Genomic DNA, 16889 nt, shown 5'->3' with positions numbered 1-16889 from the left:
GGGGTATTGAGTTATTCTTAAATTCGTGACTTTGGCGAAGGTAGTAGGCTTAGAAGCTGAAAATATGCGAAGATATGAGCATATAAATAACCAGGAATCAGTAAAGACTTTGGATAAAAGTCTTTAAAGATTAGAAAATTAACAATAAGTGTTATTGTTAGTTTTCACAAGAGAATATACTTGTATTCTTTTATGTGAATTAACAATAGGAAATGAGGTGATAAAGAGTTCTTCAAAATTTATGTGCAAGATTCTATAGTTTTGAACAATCAATGAATAGATATTTCAAACTGTAGCATACAAAAATGAATTATTATTTTTAAAGTCAGTTGGGGAACTGGCTTTTTTTATTTGTAGAAAAGGAGAAAAATGATTGTAGTAAATAAGCGATCTCGTTCCCCTTCTTGAAAGTAACGAGATTAAAAAAATAAAAATATCAATAAAAGGAGAATTAATAATAAATGTTGAAAAATCAAGAATTTAAGGCTTACGGTTCTATTCGTAAGATGAAATCTGGTGGTGCTTGTGGAGTTATCCTTGCACTTGCAATGTTGGGACTGGCTTTCTCTTCAACTGTAACTGCTGATGAGGTAAATGTGAATACCCCTGTAGCTGTAGAAAAGAAAGCAGAATTTGAAGTTGCGATTTCTCATGAATCGCTTGATAAAGCTATGACTGAAGCTAAAGAAGCTGGGGTAAATGTTGAAATTGATGATGTTCAGGATGAAGGAGTTGCAACAAGCGAAACAGTCGTAAGTAAGCAGAAAGAAATTGAAGCTGAATATGCAAAACATGAATCAGAAGTCAAACAGAAAACGGACGAATATAAGAAAGCTAAAACAAATAACGAAGCTGAACGTCGAGCAGTTTTAGCTGAAAACGAGAGTATCGAACGTGATAATACAAAGAAAAAAGATGACTACAAAGATAGCCTGAAAGCTCAAGAAGATTATAATAAGAAGGTTGACAAGGAAAATACTGAACTAAAAGAGCAGTATGACAAGAAGCTAGAAAACTACAACAAGGAACTGACTGCTTACAACAAGCAAAAAGAAGAACTTGCTAAGAAAGGATTGAAGGCTGAAAATACTCATATTAAAGTTTATGGCAATTATGATGAAAGCAAACGTGGCAGTGTGGGTTATTACAGAAGCCTAACTGTTTCATTTGAAGGAGTAGAAGGTTTAACTGCTGTTAAAGATTATATTGGACTACATTCAGATACGACTATTAGTGGAAGTCGTACAGACTTGCTCGCAAAAAATGATGATGTTTTTGCTGAAATTGTGAATCCAAAAACAGGTGATTCATTCGCGCTCCATAATGTTGCTGAAAGTAAAGAAGGTCAGAAAATATCTGCTCGATTTACTTTCAATAGTGCGGAAGCTGAGTGGGTTAAGGATGGCAAGCCATTAAGTGCTACAAAGATCTTTATTAGAAAAGACAATGGTAGTGGTTCAATCAATTTCTTGTTTGGGAATCTAGTTCAATTTGACACAAAAATTGACTTTTTTGATGAAAAGACAGGAAAAGAAGTTGGGATGGCTATCGCTGCTACTTTTAATGATATTGATTATGGACAAGAATTACGCTTTACTTATCAAGATGGTTCAGAAGGAATTGTTTTAAATCCAAATGGTTCAGAAGTTAAGAAAGTAAACCGTGATAATAAGGAATATTATAAAGGCGAATATAAAACCCCATGGACTCATGATGTCCCTGAATTGGGAGTAAAAGCAGGTGATCTTGGATATGCTAACGTAGGGGATGAATCAGATATTCCTCTAGGTTCGCTTCTTTCTGTTGGATATGGTTCTAAGTTGAATTTTGCTTATCACAATGGAGTAGGTGTTCATGGTGAAGAAGAAATTGAATCCAAACGAACCGAAGTTAAAAGACAGCTTGGTTCGGCAGGAAGTAATCTGAAAGATGAAGATATTTTCTATCAAGATGGGTGGGCTGTTGGTATCTTTGGTAAGGCAAGTTCAACAGTGCCTGTGACTATCCTTTCTAAGCCACCAGTTGAACCTGAGTGGAAGAAAAAGGATACTAAAGAAATAAAGCTTGTTTTGAGAAAAACAAAAGATTTACCGAATAAACCTGATGCCCCAACTGTAAAAATTAAATATAGACGTTTACGTGTAACTCCTTCCACTCCAAAACCTGTGAAGTCTATTACTGATAACTTTGGAAACAATATTGATGGCGCAAATACATTTGATAAAAATGTGAAATTCAGTTTGACAACGGATTATAAACCATATTCAACATTTACTGCTGATTCTAAAACTCATGGTAAGACTTGGGCAATGGTAGATGATGTACAAGATGGTGCTTACATGGTAGATGATAACAAAATCACAATGAAGGATTCTACTGGTAAAGATGTTAAGGATCTTTTTAATATGTATCATGTTCTTTCCGAAAAAGAACGTACACAGGAAATTCAAAACATTTTGAAAGAGGCAGGCTTGAATCCAAAAGGTGAGTTCTATATGTTTGTAGCGAAAGACTCGGCTTCATTCTATAAGAATTATGTAAGACAGGCTAAGAATATCACGATTGATCTTCCTGCTCATTTGTTGGTAGAAAAAGGTCAAATTGTGAAGAACGATTTCAACCAAATTGACTTTGGAAATGGCTATGTTTCTAACTTGGTAACTGTTCAAGTTCCTAACTTGAAACCTGAAAAACATGCTTTGGATCACAAAGATAATTCTAAAGTTCGTGACGGTCAAGAAATTCAAATTGGGGAATATCTACGCTATCTTTTGGACGGTGTAACTGTTCCAGCAAAACATGATACTCTTTATCAGTATGATGGCATTGATAAGTTAGATGTTAGACATGATCGTTATACTGGCAATTGGTCAGGAATCATTCGTGGTACAGAATACCTTGCTGAAAAAGATTTGGTTCTTCCTTATGATGTAGTCTTGTCTGACGGAAAAGTGGTTAAGGCAGGAGACAAGATTGCTAAAGGTTCTACTTATGCTTTTAAATTTGAATTTGATCAAAGTACAAACTCTGACTTTATCAAGAAGATTGTTAAAGTAACATGGAATGAACAAGACAGTAAGTGGGCTTACACTATTGATAAAGAGTTCCTAAACTCTCTAGGAGTACAAGGTACGTTTGATGCTGATTTCTATATCGAAGTTGAGCGTATCGCAAGTGGAGAAGTTGAAAATAGATTTGTCAATATTGTCAACGGTCAAGAGATGGAAGCTAAAGTAGTGACTCATACTCCTGAAGTTCCTAATTCTCCTGAATTACCTAGACTACCTAAGCCAGTTAAACCGACTGAGCCATCTAACCCAGTTACACCATCCCAGTCAGTTGAATCAGTTAAACAAGAGCAATCTGTAGAATTGAAAGAGTTGCCAAATACAGGTACTGAGGCAAGTTCTCTTGGATTGATAGGTACTGCTATTTTATCTGTTCTTGGTTTAGCTGGTCTTAAACGTAAAAAATACTAGTGAATATTGTGTTGTTGGGCGATAATAGAACAGGATTATCGTCCTTTTATTTTGTTTAAAAATGTAAATAGAAAAGGAAAATAAGAAATGAAAATTGAAAACTTTAAATTCAATCCTGAAGCGATTGGGAAAGCTAACTATGTACGCTCTGAAAAAGCACCAGCAATTATTGAAGGTAAGCCTTTTGAGGGGACTCGACATATTGTAATGAATGGGAAACATGGTATGTTCTCGATTATCACTCCAAAAGATATGGCTACATATCAAGTAAATGAGGAAGTTGAACCTATTGATCCAATTTTCCTAGAAGATTATGTTGAAGGACCGAATTTCTCTGCTTCAACAAATGTATTGGCTAAAGGACTTAAACGTGTAGGAGGTAATAAATAATGGCTAAAAACGGACTAGAACTTGGAAATCGTGTAGAAATTTTTTCAAAAAAATATCGTATTTTGAATGATTTGTTGTTAAATCCAAAGGAAGTTTTGGGGAATTGTAAATTTATTAAGAATGAAGGGGCACAGTTTGTAAATATTGATCTTGAAACAGGAGAAGGTGATTATGATGGTGTTGAAGTTCTAGTATATTCAGAAGGACAAGAAGACACTGTATTCTTGAAAGTAACTGAACAATCAGCAGAAGAAATTGATGCTTTGAATCTTGGATATCAAGAAATTATTGATTTTGATACGTTGTTGATTGCATATCATGGTATGCGTAAGGCTGACCGAAATCAAGTTGAGCCTAATAAACACCGATTCGTATTTGTAGTTGATAAGCTAAAAAAAACTGCTGCCAAACCTAAACAGGATCAAAAGCAAGAACATAAACAAGAACATAAACAAGAACATAAAGGATAATTGCTAAAGGAGAAAAGATATGGGTTTATTTCCTGCATATAGGGGAATTAAGATTAAGCCTTACATGGTGAATCTTAGATACTTTATCTTTTCTTTTTTCTTTTTGATATTTAGTCCTGTACTTGGATTCTATGTGTATCAAAATTTTGAAAAAATCAAAAGTTTAGATATATCATCAATTGTTAATTCTGTGATCCTGTTGATTGTATTTGTTGTTTTAAGTATCTATTTAACATGGTTTTCACAAGAAAGAATATTCCTATTTCAAAAGTTGGAAAGACTATCTAAACTGGCTTTCTTTTTGAAAGAAAATGGATATTCTTATACAAAGAAGGTGAAAAGAGATTCAGGTACGATTGATAAAGTTGTCTTCCCTGTTGTTTACTTGAAACAGAATCGTTATGATTTAGATGTAGCCTTTAAAATGGCTGGAAACAAATTTCAGGAAAAGTTTAAAAAGATTGCTAGTGAACTTGAAACAACCTTTTTCATGGACTTTATGGAAGTTCAGGACGATATTAAGTTTAAGACTTATAAACTTGCCTATTCTGCTTTTTTGAATCGGATCAAGGTGACTGATGTTAACTATTCGGATAAGGGTATTCAATTGATGAAGAATCTTTATTGGAATCCTGTTGATGATCCTCATTTATTGGTTGTTGGTGGTACTGGTGGTGGTAAAACAGTATTATTGAGAACATTGATTCGTGCAATGGCTAAAGTTGGTGTAGTGGATATAGGTGATCCAAAACAAGCTGACTTTGTGACTATGGCAGAACAAAGAGCTTTTGAAAGTCGTATTTTTTATGAAGCAGAAGATATAGTCTCTATGGTAGAAAGAGCAGTAGAAATTATGTTTGCACGTTATTCTTATATGCGCAAGGAACGTGCAGAACATGGTGATAAGGATTTGAAGAAGTTTTATGAGTATGGCTTAGAGCCTTATTTCTTAGTTTGTGATGAATATAATGCCTTGTGTGCTATGCTTGATTTTCAAACAAGACAGCGTTTAGACAATGCTATGGGGCAATTCTTACTTTTAGGAAGGCAAGCTGGTTGTTTTGGTGTAATAGCTATGCAGAAACCTTCGAGAGAAGATTTAGGCTCTAAACTTCAAGCGAACATTAACTTTCGTATTTCTGTTGGTCGATTGGACGAGGTAGGTTATGACCTAGCCTTTGGGGAAATCAATAGGAACAAGGAATTTAAGTATGTGAAATATCTTGCTGGTAAGCGTGTTTATGGTCGTGGTTATGCTTGTGTTTATGGAGAAGTAGCGAGGGAATTTTATTCACCGTTACTTGAAAGAAAATTATCATTTTATGATGAATATGAAAAGATAGATAGACGAGAAAATCCCTTCAATCCTTTAGAGAATCCTAGAGCTGGATTGTCTGAAGAAGAAAAACAAGTCTTACAGGAAGAAATGCAAGCTAAAGAAGAATTGCAAAAAGGACAAGTTAAAAAAGCTAGTTCTGAAATGGTGCAAAACTTGATGGCTAGTAAAAAAGAAATAAAGAGAGATGAAAATGATCTTGTTAAAGCAAGTGATGTATCTATGGATATTGGAGTTAGTTTTTCCTCGGTTCAAAATTTATTGAAGAAGTTAGAAGAACTAGGAAAAATTACGATTATGAGGGAAGATGGAATAATTGTGATGAATCAGGATCAGGTTCTTTTGGTTAGAGATTTGTTTGAGTTGAAAAAGTCAAGAACTCAGAAATGGTCTGATATTTTGGGAAATTATCCATTTGATGAATACGAACTATGAGAATAGGGGAGATCCCCCTTTTTCTTTGTTAAAAGGTAGTTGGTGTAGTCCAGCTCTCTAGTAGCTAGTAGCAGAAGTGAGGAAGCGAAGCGACGAACGCCTGCGCTCACTAGCGCTCACTAGAGGGCTGGACTATACTAATTAACCCACCTATTCTAATAGGTGGGTAACAAAAGTTACAAAATGCACTTTACGCTTACGGCGATAAGGGATAAAGGTGTGTCCCTTTAGTGATTTTTTGTGTCCCTTTTGGTAAAAAATGGAGTTTTGAAGGAGAAATGGAAGGAAAAAACTTAAAAAAATTTAGAATAGAACTAAATATGACAAGAAAAGAGTTGTCATTAAAGACTGGTATCCCTGTTTCTACCCTAAAAGCCTATGAAAATGGGTATAGAACATTGAAAAAGGAAGATTTCATAGAAATAAAAAATCAGTTCAGTTTAAAAAACGGTGACACTAATCTAACAAGATACATGATTGACTATTTCAGATTTACGCTTCACAATGAAACAGATGTATACTTTGTGGCAAAAGAATTTTTTGGATTGGATGTTATGCTTCGACCTGAAACAACTTCATTTATGAAATATGAACTGTTGTATCGTTATGGTGATATTTGGTTTTTCGGCTTTAATTCCTGCTTTAGTGAAAATGGAGAGGATAAAAATAGGATTACGGTTCAATTAAGTGGTCAAGGCTGTCGTCAATTAGAAATGTATCTTGAAAATAGTAACCTAACGTGGACTGACTTTATAAAAAGGTTTCAGAAGTGTTATGGAGGTGATTTTAGTGTAACTCGAATAGATATTGCAGTTGATGAAATGGCAATGGAGGATACGAAGGAGAATTTTGATTTGTCAACACTAGTGACTAGATACTATCAACAAGAGATTGTATCACCTTATTTGAAGAGCTTTTCATTTGTCGGTGGTGGAGGATTTGATTTTGAAAATCCATTTGAATCAGAAAATAGGCAAGGCTTATCAATCTATCTTGGTAGTCGTCAATCTGAAATGTATTTTAACTTTTATGAAAAGAGATACGAGATAGCAAAGAAAGAAGGAATTAGCGTATCAGCTAGTGTCAGACTGTTTAGGATATGGAATCGTTATGAAGTTCGTTTTTCGCAAGGAAAAGCTAGGGCATTTGTTTCAGAAGTCTTAGCTGGTACTGAAATTGCAGAATTAACGAGGTCAATTTTTCAAGGAGCGATACAAATCTATGATGGTACTGATGAACATGGTTTTAGAAAGTATGATAGCAAGTGGCAACAACTTTTTGGAAATCATGAAGCAGTCAGACTAACAGTTAGCCCTGAACCTTATTCAGTGGAAAGGACGATTAGATGGTTGGTAGAAAGGGTTTCTAATTCATTATTATTTGTGTCTGAGATTGATCGAATGTTCATGCAAGAGAATATGAAAAAGATAATGGATTCAGGAGAACTTACACCTAGACAGCGAAAAGAATTAGAGTTTCTTCAAAATCAGTTAGGGAGGACAGAATGATTGAATATAAAGACATTGAAAAAATTGTATACTTGATTCCTGCAAGAAATTTTTATGATGGTTTGACAGATAGTAAGGTAGCAAGAGAGTATCAAGCCTATATTGAGTTTCAATCTCAGAAATATCATCAAACTAAAAAAAGGAACGATTGGATTGAATTGAAACGATTGATTACTGAGTACGAATCATATTTGACAAGTCAAGTTGATGTGAAACGAAAACTATTATGGTTTGGATTGTTGAGAAGGAGCAAAGAAGAAATGGAAAATGAATGTTTGAATTTGATTGAACGATTTCATTTAGAGGGGTGGATGTGAATATGAAAGTTAAGAAACGTTCTCCAGCCTGCCTAATTAGAAAATGTAAAAGATAAAAATGAAAAGAAAGAGGTATAAAAATGGCTTTAGCTGGAAAAGATAAACAAATTATTGATTTGTCGAATGAACTTGCAAAAAAACTGAAGGATCAAGAATTTAAACAAGCATGGACTATGGCTGGTGAATTGAGTGCACTTCTAAAAAATGAAGAAGAACTGCAACTACCGTATCAAGTTCTTGAATGTATCAAGAAAGATCTGTCTAGTTATTATGCAATGAATAAGGAACTTAATAAAGTTACAAATCGAGCATTTGCGATTGGTTGTAGTTTTGAGCGTTCAGCTTCAATTTAATGAAAATTGTGAAGGAGGTCAATTATGGCTTCCTTTTTATTTTTTGAAAGGAGAGTTAAATGAGTGTTAAAGTAGTTTACGATAATTTTTCTGATGTATGTAAAAACTATGTGTATGGGAAAACTTTATTGGATTTACCTGAGAAAGTTATTGCTAAGTTAGATGAAAGTTTTGATGGTGTGGAGTTTAAAGAATTTGAAGGTTGTAATCCTGATAATGTAGCAATCAATTCATTTACAGAAGTTGATACGAAGGAAGCATTGATTGATTTTGCTAAAATTATAAACCATGAAGAATATGAGCAGTTAGTCAACGAAGAGCGATTATTTGCTTATGTAGAAGAACATAAAGAAGAAATCATCAATCGTTTGAGTGAATCATATACCTATTTAGGTCATGAGGACGATAGTTGGTTTTTGTTGCAGTAGAAAGTAAAGGAGGGAAATAAAAATGGATTTAATGGCTTTAGTTATTTATAAAGGAATCGTAAGACGAGTTTTGCTTCCATGCTCTAGTGAAGAAGTAGCTGAACGCTTTGGCTATGAAGGTCAAGAAATTGAGGTTACAATTGATTCGATTGAAGGTTTGCCTACTTTGAATTGTGAAGATTTAACTTTAGATTTAGCGAATAGTATTGCTGAAAATATTGAAGATGTAGATGAAGATATTGTTTTATCGGTTATTGAAACAGAATCTTCTGATCCATCATACTTAGATAGTTATGATTTTGATGATTGTTATTTATATCCTGAAGTTGCAACTGATAGAGATTTAGGTGAATATCTTGTTGAGGAACTTGGTGTAGAACTATCTAAGGAAAAGTTGCTTCTTTATTTAGACTATGAAAAATTTGGTCGTGATGTTCGTTTAGAAGAAGGTGGTAGCTTTGTTGATAAAGGTTACTTTGTATCAAGATGATAGCGAATATAAGGGTTCTGAACGAAGGTAATTTTGAATTTCTTTGTGAATTGGATATTATGAAGTACAGTCGAGATCAAATCCTAGAAAGAATGAAAGATAGAGGTATTGAAAAAGATAATTTTTTTATTTGTGGGATTTCTGATTGGGAAGTAGATAAGATTATGTCTTTAGATGAGGTTTACTTGCTGAAGAAAGCAGTGTTGGAATTATATGATGGTGATGAATACATTGTCAAATTTCAATTACAGCGTTATATTCCTGTGACAAAAATTGCAACGACTTATTATAGATTTTGTTCTAAAGATGAAGTTGATACAATTTTTGAATTGACGAAAGAGTTAGATTATAAATCAGTTATTGATTATTTTTTTAAGTGTGAGAATTGGGTGACAGTATTTCAAGGATTTATTAACCAAGGAGAAGTTTTGAATACTCCTAATGGATTTTATAGAAAGGTTTCTTTTTAATGAGGAATATGTTTTTAAAGAAGCCACGAAAAGACAAACAATTAAAGATTAAAAAAATAAGCCAGAAAAAATCGAATTTGATTTTTTTAGCTGGCTTATCTTTTTTTGTCTTATTCGGAGCTTTTTCTATGTTTGTTTCTTTATCGACTACTGCAAAAATGAAAGCAAGACTTTCTGAATCTCCTGTTTTCGAAGCAAGAAAAGAAACAGATCGAACTTTGGAACAGTTTTTAGATGGCTATGTGAGTAGATATTTTACTTATGATTCACAAGCTGGATCATCTGATGAAAATATCTCCAAACTGAATGACTATTATGGAAGTGTTCCTGATGTAAAAAATCAAGGTCAGACAAAACAGGAAATGAATCTTGTTAGTGCTCGAATGTTAAGTGCTAAAGATGGAATTGCTGTTTACCGTGTGATCTATGATACAAAAAATGGAGATAAAAGCCAGCGAGTAGGGATTGAATTTTCGATTCCTTACGGTGAAAAAAATGGTAAGTATTATGTATCTGGATTGTCTTGGTTTTCTCCTGTAAGTGATTTTAAAGCTGATGGGGTAGAAAAAGAGAATCATGTATCTCTAGTTGCGAATGATGAAATGGAAGAAGGAAAACGTAAAAAGTTGGTATCTTTCATGGAATTGTTCTTTAAAAATTATACGACTAGTCAAGCAAACTTAGATTTGATTTCTAGTGGAATTAAGTCTATTGGTGGAGCAACATTCAAGAGTTTGGATTATACCTATTTCAAGGAAAAAGATGGGAAAATACTTGCCTATGCTCAAATCACTCTTGATGTTGCTGGGACAACTCATAGCGAAAATTTTAGTTTTGAGTTACGACAAGATAAAGATAGTTATTTTGTAGAAAAGATGGAACACACAATTCCATCTGATTTTAATAAAAAGGAAGAAAAAGGAGAATAGAATAAATGGCATTGTTTCAATTTTTAGTATCAAAACTTGGTGTTCCAGCAGTCGCATTTTTTGCTGGTATGAAGGCTCTTAAAGCATGGAAGGAGCAGCAGTTAGGAAAACTTGTTGTGATTGTTTTGGTTGCAGGATTCATTCTTTTCTTTTTTGAAAATCCTGAGACAGTATTAAATGCTACGAAGCCTATTTGGTCTAAAGCCCTTGAATTATTCAAGTAGGAAAATGTTATGAGGAGGGAAGATAAAAAACTCTATGTTTATACTACTGCTTTTAAACAACCTATTTGGGTACATAAGATAAATGAGGATTTCAGTTTACCATTTGCGATAAAAATGTCGACTATAGTCTATACTTTAGTAAGTTTTATTTTAGTATGGTTCTTACTAGGGTATGTACCCTTATTGGATTGGGGTTTTCGTTTTGTAACTTCATTGTTTGCTGGTTGGTGGTGTGGAAACATATTATCTGAGAATAAGATTGATGGAAAAACATTGTTTCGATTTCTAGTGGATTATTTCAAGTTTTGGGTTGAGTATGATAGAGAACGGACAACAATGTATCTATGTAAAGGAAAAAAATATGAGAAAGTGAGAAGAATTTATCGTGGAATTAACGAATAACATTTGGGCGATAGATGATAGCTTGATTCTCTTAAAAGATGGAAGTGTGCTGGCTGTATTTGAAGTAGAGCCACAAGTCATCAATACGATTGAAGATGGTGAGAAAGAGGACAGCAAAGACCTAGTATTTAATAATTTGTCTAGTATTGCTGAATACAATGATCTTGCGATTCATACTATTAACTTTGATTTAGATTTAGCAAAGAAGATCGCTTTACTATCTCAGGATATTGAGCAAGATGTTGGTACAAGTCCATTAGGAAATTATGTGATTTCAAAACTAGAAGAAAGGCTAGAGGAAGAAGTTACATATTTAACAGAGTCAAGAGATTATTTAGTTGTACCTTTAAAGTCGGTCAATGTGTCGTCTGATTTTAAGGTGACGATTAAGCAGACGATTATGACTTTCCGAAAAACAATTATGAAAATGATTGGTTTTGAAGAGTTGCCGAAAGTTGAATGGTGGAAGGATTGGGAAAAACAGAAAGAATTGATTCAAACAAAGTTACATGCTTTAACTATTAAGGAAGTTGAAAAAACTGATTTAGAGCTATTGAATCGAATTCATTTTTTGAATGGTCAATACTATGATAAGGAAAGTGAAATTGTTGCGCTTGAAAATTCGATTGAGAATGTGGACGAAACAATTATTGAAGTTGGTGCTGGAAATGCTTTGAAGCTGATCAATGGTGAAGAAGAAAGTTATGTTGCAACGATTCCTGTATATGCTTATCCCAAAAACGTTTCTTATCTACATTTACTAGAGGAAATTAAGAATATTGGTTTTCCTGTCAATAGTGTGTTGAAAGTTCGTTTTTCAACAAGAAGTGGAATCTATTCTTTGAGCACAAAAGCAAGAAATAAACGTAAAAATCTTGGGAATACAGTAAATGAAACTGCTGAGAATGATGATGTTCAAAAGATTGAAGTTTTGGAAAGTCATGAGTTGTTAGAAGATTTTCAAGAGAAGCATGATAATAAGGAATTGATGGTAACGTATCTTCACTTGTTACAGATTACTGGTGACAGTATTGAAGAATTGAATGTGAAGTATGATGTATTAGCTTCAAGATTGAAAGATATGGAAGTTGAAATTGTCAAGGCTGTTGCAGATCAAGTTTATTTATTCTATAAGTGTCGTTTGACAGAGTTGATTGATAATAAAAGAGAAAGTTATTTACAATATTCAAGTCTGCGTGGATTATGTGAGAATCTTTTCTTTACAAAGAAAAAAGTAGGTACAGATATTGGCTTTCCTATTGCTAGAATTGATAAAGAAATTGCTTCATGGTTTGGAGATTTTAAACGTGCTTTGGATTCAAGTACCAATATTGTGTTTACGAACTTGCTACAAGCGAATAAAATTGGTATTCATGGAAAGGAAACAAGCAATCCTCATACAGCTATTACTGGTGCGACTGGGAATGGAAAATCTTTCTTGACAAAGTTATTATTTGTTTTTCATGCTCTATTTAAGGCTAGAGTATTATATGTCGATCCCAAAGCTGAAATGAAGAAACAGTTTTTGTCAGTTTTAGCTAAGTTAGAAAAAGCTGGTACCTATAAACCACTTCAAAAATTTATACACTCTATTCGTTTTATCACTTTGGATATGCGAAAAGAGGAAAATAGAGGGGTTCTTGATCCATTCTCATTTTTAGAAGACGAAGGAGAGTTGACAGAATTAGCAACAGTACTTGTAGCTTCTGTATTGGATAAAGATTCTTATATCAAGATTCAACCCTATCTGTTAGATGCGATTGATAAGGTATTTGAGCGTAGAAATGCTGGTGAAAAGGTTGGTATGTTGCAGGTATTTGCAGAATTGGAAAGCAATGCAAAAGAAGAAGTTGCTACTGCTGGCTATTTCCTGAAGAGAATTTCAAAGAATTCACTGCTATCTTTGTGCTTCTCTGATGGTAGTCAAGAAGTTTTGAAAACAGATGATAAAGTGATTATTGTTGAAATTACAGGTCTTGATATGCCTAAAGGTACAAATAAAGATGAAATGACTGAAACTCAGTTGAGAAGTTTGACCGTTATGTATGCTTTAACTTATTTCTGTGCGATTTTTGGTGAACGTGAGAAAGATAAGGAAACAATGTTATTCCTTGATGAAGCATGGCAGATTATGTCAACTCCTGCTGGACGACAAGTAGTTAACCGTATCAAACGTACAGGACGTTCCTTTAACAATTTCTTAGTATTGGTAACTCAATCCGTAAAAGACTTGAAAACAAGTGATGATACAACTGGATTTGGTACAGTCTTTGCTTTTCCTGAACATACAGAAACAGAAGCAATACTGGAACATTTACGAGTTGAAAATGATGAATTATCAAGAGCGTGGTTAGAAAATCAAACAATGGGTCAATGTATCTATTACGATACTTTCGGACGAAAAGAACGTATTACAGTAGATGGTACAATTTTCCCTGAGTTTTTACCATTATTTGAAACAGTTGAATCTAGTTTAGTATCAGTACAGTAAGGGGGAAAAATGAGAAGGAATATTTTATTAGGATTTATTTTGTCTATATTTTTCTTTCCTTTTGTAGCTAGTGCTACTGAGCCAATTTTACCGAATAATAATTTTAATATTATTGAGTTTGATAAAAATACAAATACTCCAAAATTAACCGATCCTGCTGAAAATACAAAAAAAATACTGGATAATGCCAAAAAGGCAAAAGAAACACAAGAAGCCTTAAAGAAAAAAGAAGAATCAAGCAAATTGACTTTTGAAAATTATAAGTCCAAAATGTCTGATTTGACTAGTAAGGTTTATTTTGATAAGAAATTTTTTGGATTTGATTCAAATATGAATTATTTCTTCAATTCGATTGTGCAAGCTGTATTTTGGGTATCAAAATTTATCTTTTGGATTATTGCTGGTATTTATGGTGCAGTTGATGGAATGAGTGATATAACTTCTTTATTGAATAATACGATAGACAATTCTAGTAAAGTATTTTCTTCTCTATTCAGTAAAGAAGTTGTTTATGTTGTTGGTGCTAGTATGGCAGTTTATCTATTGTATTTGTTTGCGACTGGTAAGGGTAGTGTGATGAAGTCATTTATTAAAATGGTACTGATCTATACTCTAATTGGTTTATATTTTATAAGATTCAATGTGGACGGTCAAAATAAATATTTATTGACTCACTTATATGATGGATTCAGAACAACAACAATTACGCTTAATGGTGAGATAACAAAAACTCTGACTTCAGAAAGTTCCAATGAGATTGATGCTTATTTTAATGATACTATCATCAAGGCTTATAAGTATATGAACTCTCCAATAAAGGAAGATGGCTCATTTCAATTATCTGATAAGGAATTTGAAGATTTAGCTGGATATAAGCAGGGTGATGGAGATCATCTTGTCGGTGAGAAAAAAATCAAGGATATTGCAAAAGACAAAGATCCTGAAAATAAGATGTTGAAAAATGAGTGGGGTGCAAAGTTTAGCTATGCTTTTGCTTCACTGGTTGATGTAATTGTAGTTGGTAGTGTTTATCTTGTTTTAGGTTTATCACGATTTTTCTTTTTAATGGTTTATATCTTTTTAATTTTGATACTGCCATTTATTTTATTGATCAGTCTATTTCCAAAGATGGAACATTTGATTCATGGATTTAATAAAAAAGCTATATCGATGCTGATTTTATCATCTGTAACATTATTAGCTACAACATTGTTTGTATTTTTCTATAATTCTTTAACAAACTTCATTGGTTATGCAGTTGGTGAGAATGTATTGGTTGTTATTTTTGTTAAAGCGATATTGTTAGTTTTAATGATTAAGAATAGAGCAATGATTTTATCTATGTTCTCACGAATTGGGCGTTTGCCTGTTAGTCAAATGAATGGACTTAATCTGAATAAAGGAACTAAAACGATTCGAGAGAAATTGTATAGGACAGGTAAAGACGGATTAGTAGTTAGTGGTCAGTTTGCAAAAGGTGGATTGAAGATGGGCAAAGAAAGTCTACAAGCTCGCCTTAAAAATTTACGCTCGCCAACTAATAACTTGGATAAAAAACAAGGATTGGCTAAAGAACAAGTATCTGATGTTAAAGGAAATGAATCTTATAGTAGAATGATAGATTGTTATGCGACTGTCAAACATGGAACAACAGGTACGGTTAATGCCATGAAAGAAAAAGGGAATCGTGCAATGTCATTCCTTTATGAAGTTCGTACAAATTCATTTAGAAATCAAGAATCAAATAAGTTTATAGACTTAAATTCAAAAAGAAAATCTTTTGGAAGAAAGGCAGATTATCATGAGAAAATAAAAAATAGTTCTCGTAATGAGGTGAAACGTTTGAGAGAAAAACGTTTAGCCAGAAAGAAAGCAGAATTTCAAGCAAAAGCAGATAAGAGAATGAATCAAGTGAATCCTCTGAACAAGGTTTCACCTAAAAAAACAAAGACGGATTCTCCGAAAAGTAAAAAAATGAAAGGAGGTGAGATTAGTAGTTTAAAGAAAAAGAGAAGAGATAAAAAAGTAGAACTTCCAAATGTAAATATTGAAAGAAAGAGGGGTAGGAAGTGATAGCTAAAAAATACGCAAAGATTTTTGGTTCTATAATTGCGACAATTCTACCCTTATTTCTAATCTTGATTCTGATGATTGGATTTGTAGGTGTTGCTTCAGGTAGTCCATCTGATAGTACGACTGGAAAGAGAACACGTTTAACAGCACAAGAAGTAGCTCAAAAAGCGAATATATCGGTGGAACGTGCAGAAGATGTTATTAAGATTCTTAACTGGCAACTATCTAAAGAGAAATTTACTTTAGAGGGAGCGAGTGGGTCTCTTGCAAATGCTGAAAGAGAAAGTGGATTTGATCCTAAACTAACGAATCCTTCAGGTGGGGTTGCTGGATATTTCCAATGGTCAGGTTGGGATAATACTATCAATGGTGATAGATGGAGAAATGCAAGTTCTCGTACTTTGGATAGTACAGTAGAGCTAGAACTAATGAGCTATGAATTAAATCATGGCTATAAAAAAGTCAAAGATTATATGCAAAAGGCAACTGATCCTTTTGAAAGTGCCAAGTATTGGTCTGAACATTATGAAGGTGTATTGTTATCAGACGGTCAAACAAAACTAGAGAAGCTGGAAAAGGACAGTAAGAAGTGGTATGAAGTCTTTAAAGGTACGATTGAATCAGATGGCTCATCAAGTAGCAGTGCAATAGCAGGTAGCGTAGATGTTCCATTTGGTCAGGTTTCGACTGAATTACCTAGTGGATTTTCGATTGATAAGGAAATAAATCAAGCTGACTATATCACTCAATCTTATCCGTATGGTCAATGTACTTGGTATGTTTTCAATCGTGCAAAAGAATTTGGAATAAACTTTGATCCGTATATGGGAAATGGTCAGGATTGGGCACACAAGGATGGATATGAGGTGACAAATACACCGACTAAACATTCTGCTGTTTCGTTTCAAGGAGGACAAGCAGGTAGTCATGCAACCTATGGTCATGTTGCCTTTATCGAGGATATTAAAGATGATGGTTCGATATTGATTTCTGAATGTAATGTGATTCAACCGATGCAAGGAACAGGAATTACTGATTATCGTGTCTTTACTGCTGACCAAGCAAAAAACTTTTTATATGTAATTGGTAAATAA

Annotated in this window: 16 protein-coding genes; all 16 read left to right on the top strand. The window is 33.5% G+C overall.

The window, feature by feature from the left end:
• The first annotated feature begins 461 nt into the window (after window positions 1–461).
• The 16 genes from QM419_RS04190 (at window position 462) to QM419_RS04115 (ending at window position 16889) form a co-directional block, all read left to right on the top strand.
• Entirely contained in the window at window positions 462–3479 is a 3018-nt protein-coding gene (locus QM419_RS04190; RefSeq protein WP_414267192.1) for an SspB-related isopeptide-forming adhesin, read from the top strand.
• Window positions 3480–3566: 87 nt separating this feature from the next.
• Entirely contained in the window at window positions 3567–3869 is a 303-nt protein-coding gene (locus tag QM419_RS04185) for a hypothetical protein (protein WP_247934698.1), read from the top strand.
• Window positions 3869–4339, top strand: a complete 471-nt coding sequence (locus QM419_RS04180; RefSeq protein WP_414267193.1) for a hypothetical protein — start codon at window positions 3869–3871, stop codon at window positions 4337–4339. Before QM419_RS04185 ends, QM419_RS04180 begins: the two co-directional genes overlap by 1 nt.
• 19 nt (window positions 4340–4358) lie before the next feature.
• A complete protein-coding gene (locus tag QM419_RS04175) occupies window positions 4359–6110 on the top strand; it encodes an FtsK/SpoIIIE domain-containing protein (protein WP_414267194.1) in 1752 nt (583 codons plus the stop codon).
• Window positions 6111–6388: 278 nt separating this feature from the next.
• Window positions 6389–7618: a replication initiation factor domain-containing protein gene (locus QM419_RS04170; protein ID WP_414267195.1), complete on the top strand. Its 1230-nt coding sequence runs from the start codon at window positions 6389–6391 to the stop codon at window positions 7616–7618.
• The gene (locus QM419_RS04165) at window positions 7615–7935 is read left to right on the top strand and encodes a hypothetical protein (protein WP_414267196.1); all 321 of its coding nucleotides are present in this window, start codon (window positions 7615–7617) and stop codon (window positions 7933–7935) included. Before QM419_RS04170 ends, QM419_RS04165 begins: the two co-directional genes overlap by 4 nt.
• Window positions 7936–8015: 80 nt before the next feature.
• Window positions 8016–8288, top strand: coding sequence for a hypothetical protein (locus QM419_RS04160; protein ID WP_001152052.1), 273 nt, complete (start codon window positions 8016–8018; stop codon window positions 8286–8288).
• A gap of 59 nt (window positions 8289–8347) precedes the next feature.
• Window positions 8348–8716 carry a hypothetical protein gene (locus tag QM419_RS04155; protein ID WP_414267197.1) on the top strand — a complete coding sequence of 123 codons (369 nt, stop codon included), beginning with the start codon at window positions 8348–8350 and terminating at the stop codon, window positions 8714–8716.
• 22 nt (window positions 8717–8738) lie between these two features.
• Window positions 8739–9206, top strand: a complete 468-nt coding sequence (locus QM419_RS04150) for an antirestriction protein ArdA (protein WP_414267198.1) — start codon at window positions 8739–8741, stop codon at window positions 9204–9206.
• Window positions 9203–9676: a hypothetical protein gene (locus QM419_RS04145; protein WP_414267199.1), complete on the top strand. Its 474-nt coding sequence runs from the start codon at window positions 9203–9205 to the stop codon at window positions 9674–9676. Before QM419_RS04150 ends, QM419_RS04145 begins: the two co-directional genes overlap by 4 nt.
• Before the next feature lie 8 nt (window positions 9677–9684).
• Window positions 9685–10605, top strand: a complete 921-nt coding sequence (locus tag QM419_RS04140; protein ID WP_414267200.1) for a conjugal transfer protein — start codon at window positions 9685–9687, stop codon at window positions 10603–10605.
• A 5-nt stretch (window positions 10606–10610) separates the two neighbouring features.
• The gene (locus QM419_RS04135) at window positions 10611–10829 is read left to right on the top strand and encodes a TcpD family membrane protein (protein WP_049504187.1); all 219 of its coding nucleotides are present in this window, start codon (window positions 10611–10613) and stop codon (window positions 10827–10829) included.
• Window positions 10830–10838: 9 nt separating this feature from the next.
• Window positions 10839–11231 (top strand): TcpE family conjugal transfer membrane protein, encoded by a 393-nt coding sequence (locus QM419_RS04130; RefSeq protein ID WP_414267201.1) that lies wholly within the window; start codon window positions 10839–10841, stop codon window positions 11229–11231.
• Window positions 11215–13722: an ATP-binding protein gene (locus tag QM419_RS04125; RefSeq protein ID WP_414267202.1), complete on the top strand. Its 2508-nt coding sequence runs from the start codon at window positions 11215–11217 to the stop codon at window positions 13720–13722. Before QM419_RS04130 ends, QM419_RS04125 begins: the two co-directional genes overlap by 17 nt.
• 9 nt (window positions 13723–13731) lie before the next feature.
• Entirely contained in the window at window positions 13732–15795 is a 2064-nt protein-coding gene (locus tag QM419_RS04120) for a hypothetical protein (protein WP_414267203.1), read from the top strand.
• Entirely contained in the window at window positions 15795–16889 is a 1095-nt protein-coding gene (locus tag QM419_RS04115; protein WP_414267220.1) for a phage tail tip lysozyme, read from the top strand. The genes QM419_RS04120 and QM419_RS04115 overlap by 1 nt, the downstream gene beginning before the upstream one ends.

This window comes from Streptococcus infantis (assembly GCF_047464715.1).
GTDB classification, from domain to species: Bacteria; Bacillota; Bacilli; order Lactobacillales; family Streptococcaceae; genus Streptococcus; species Streptococcus infantis_S.
The sequence above is the reverse complement of the archived record's forward strand: the minus strand, read 5'-3'. Positions and strand labels throughout refer to the sequence as shown.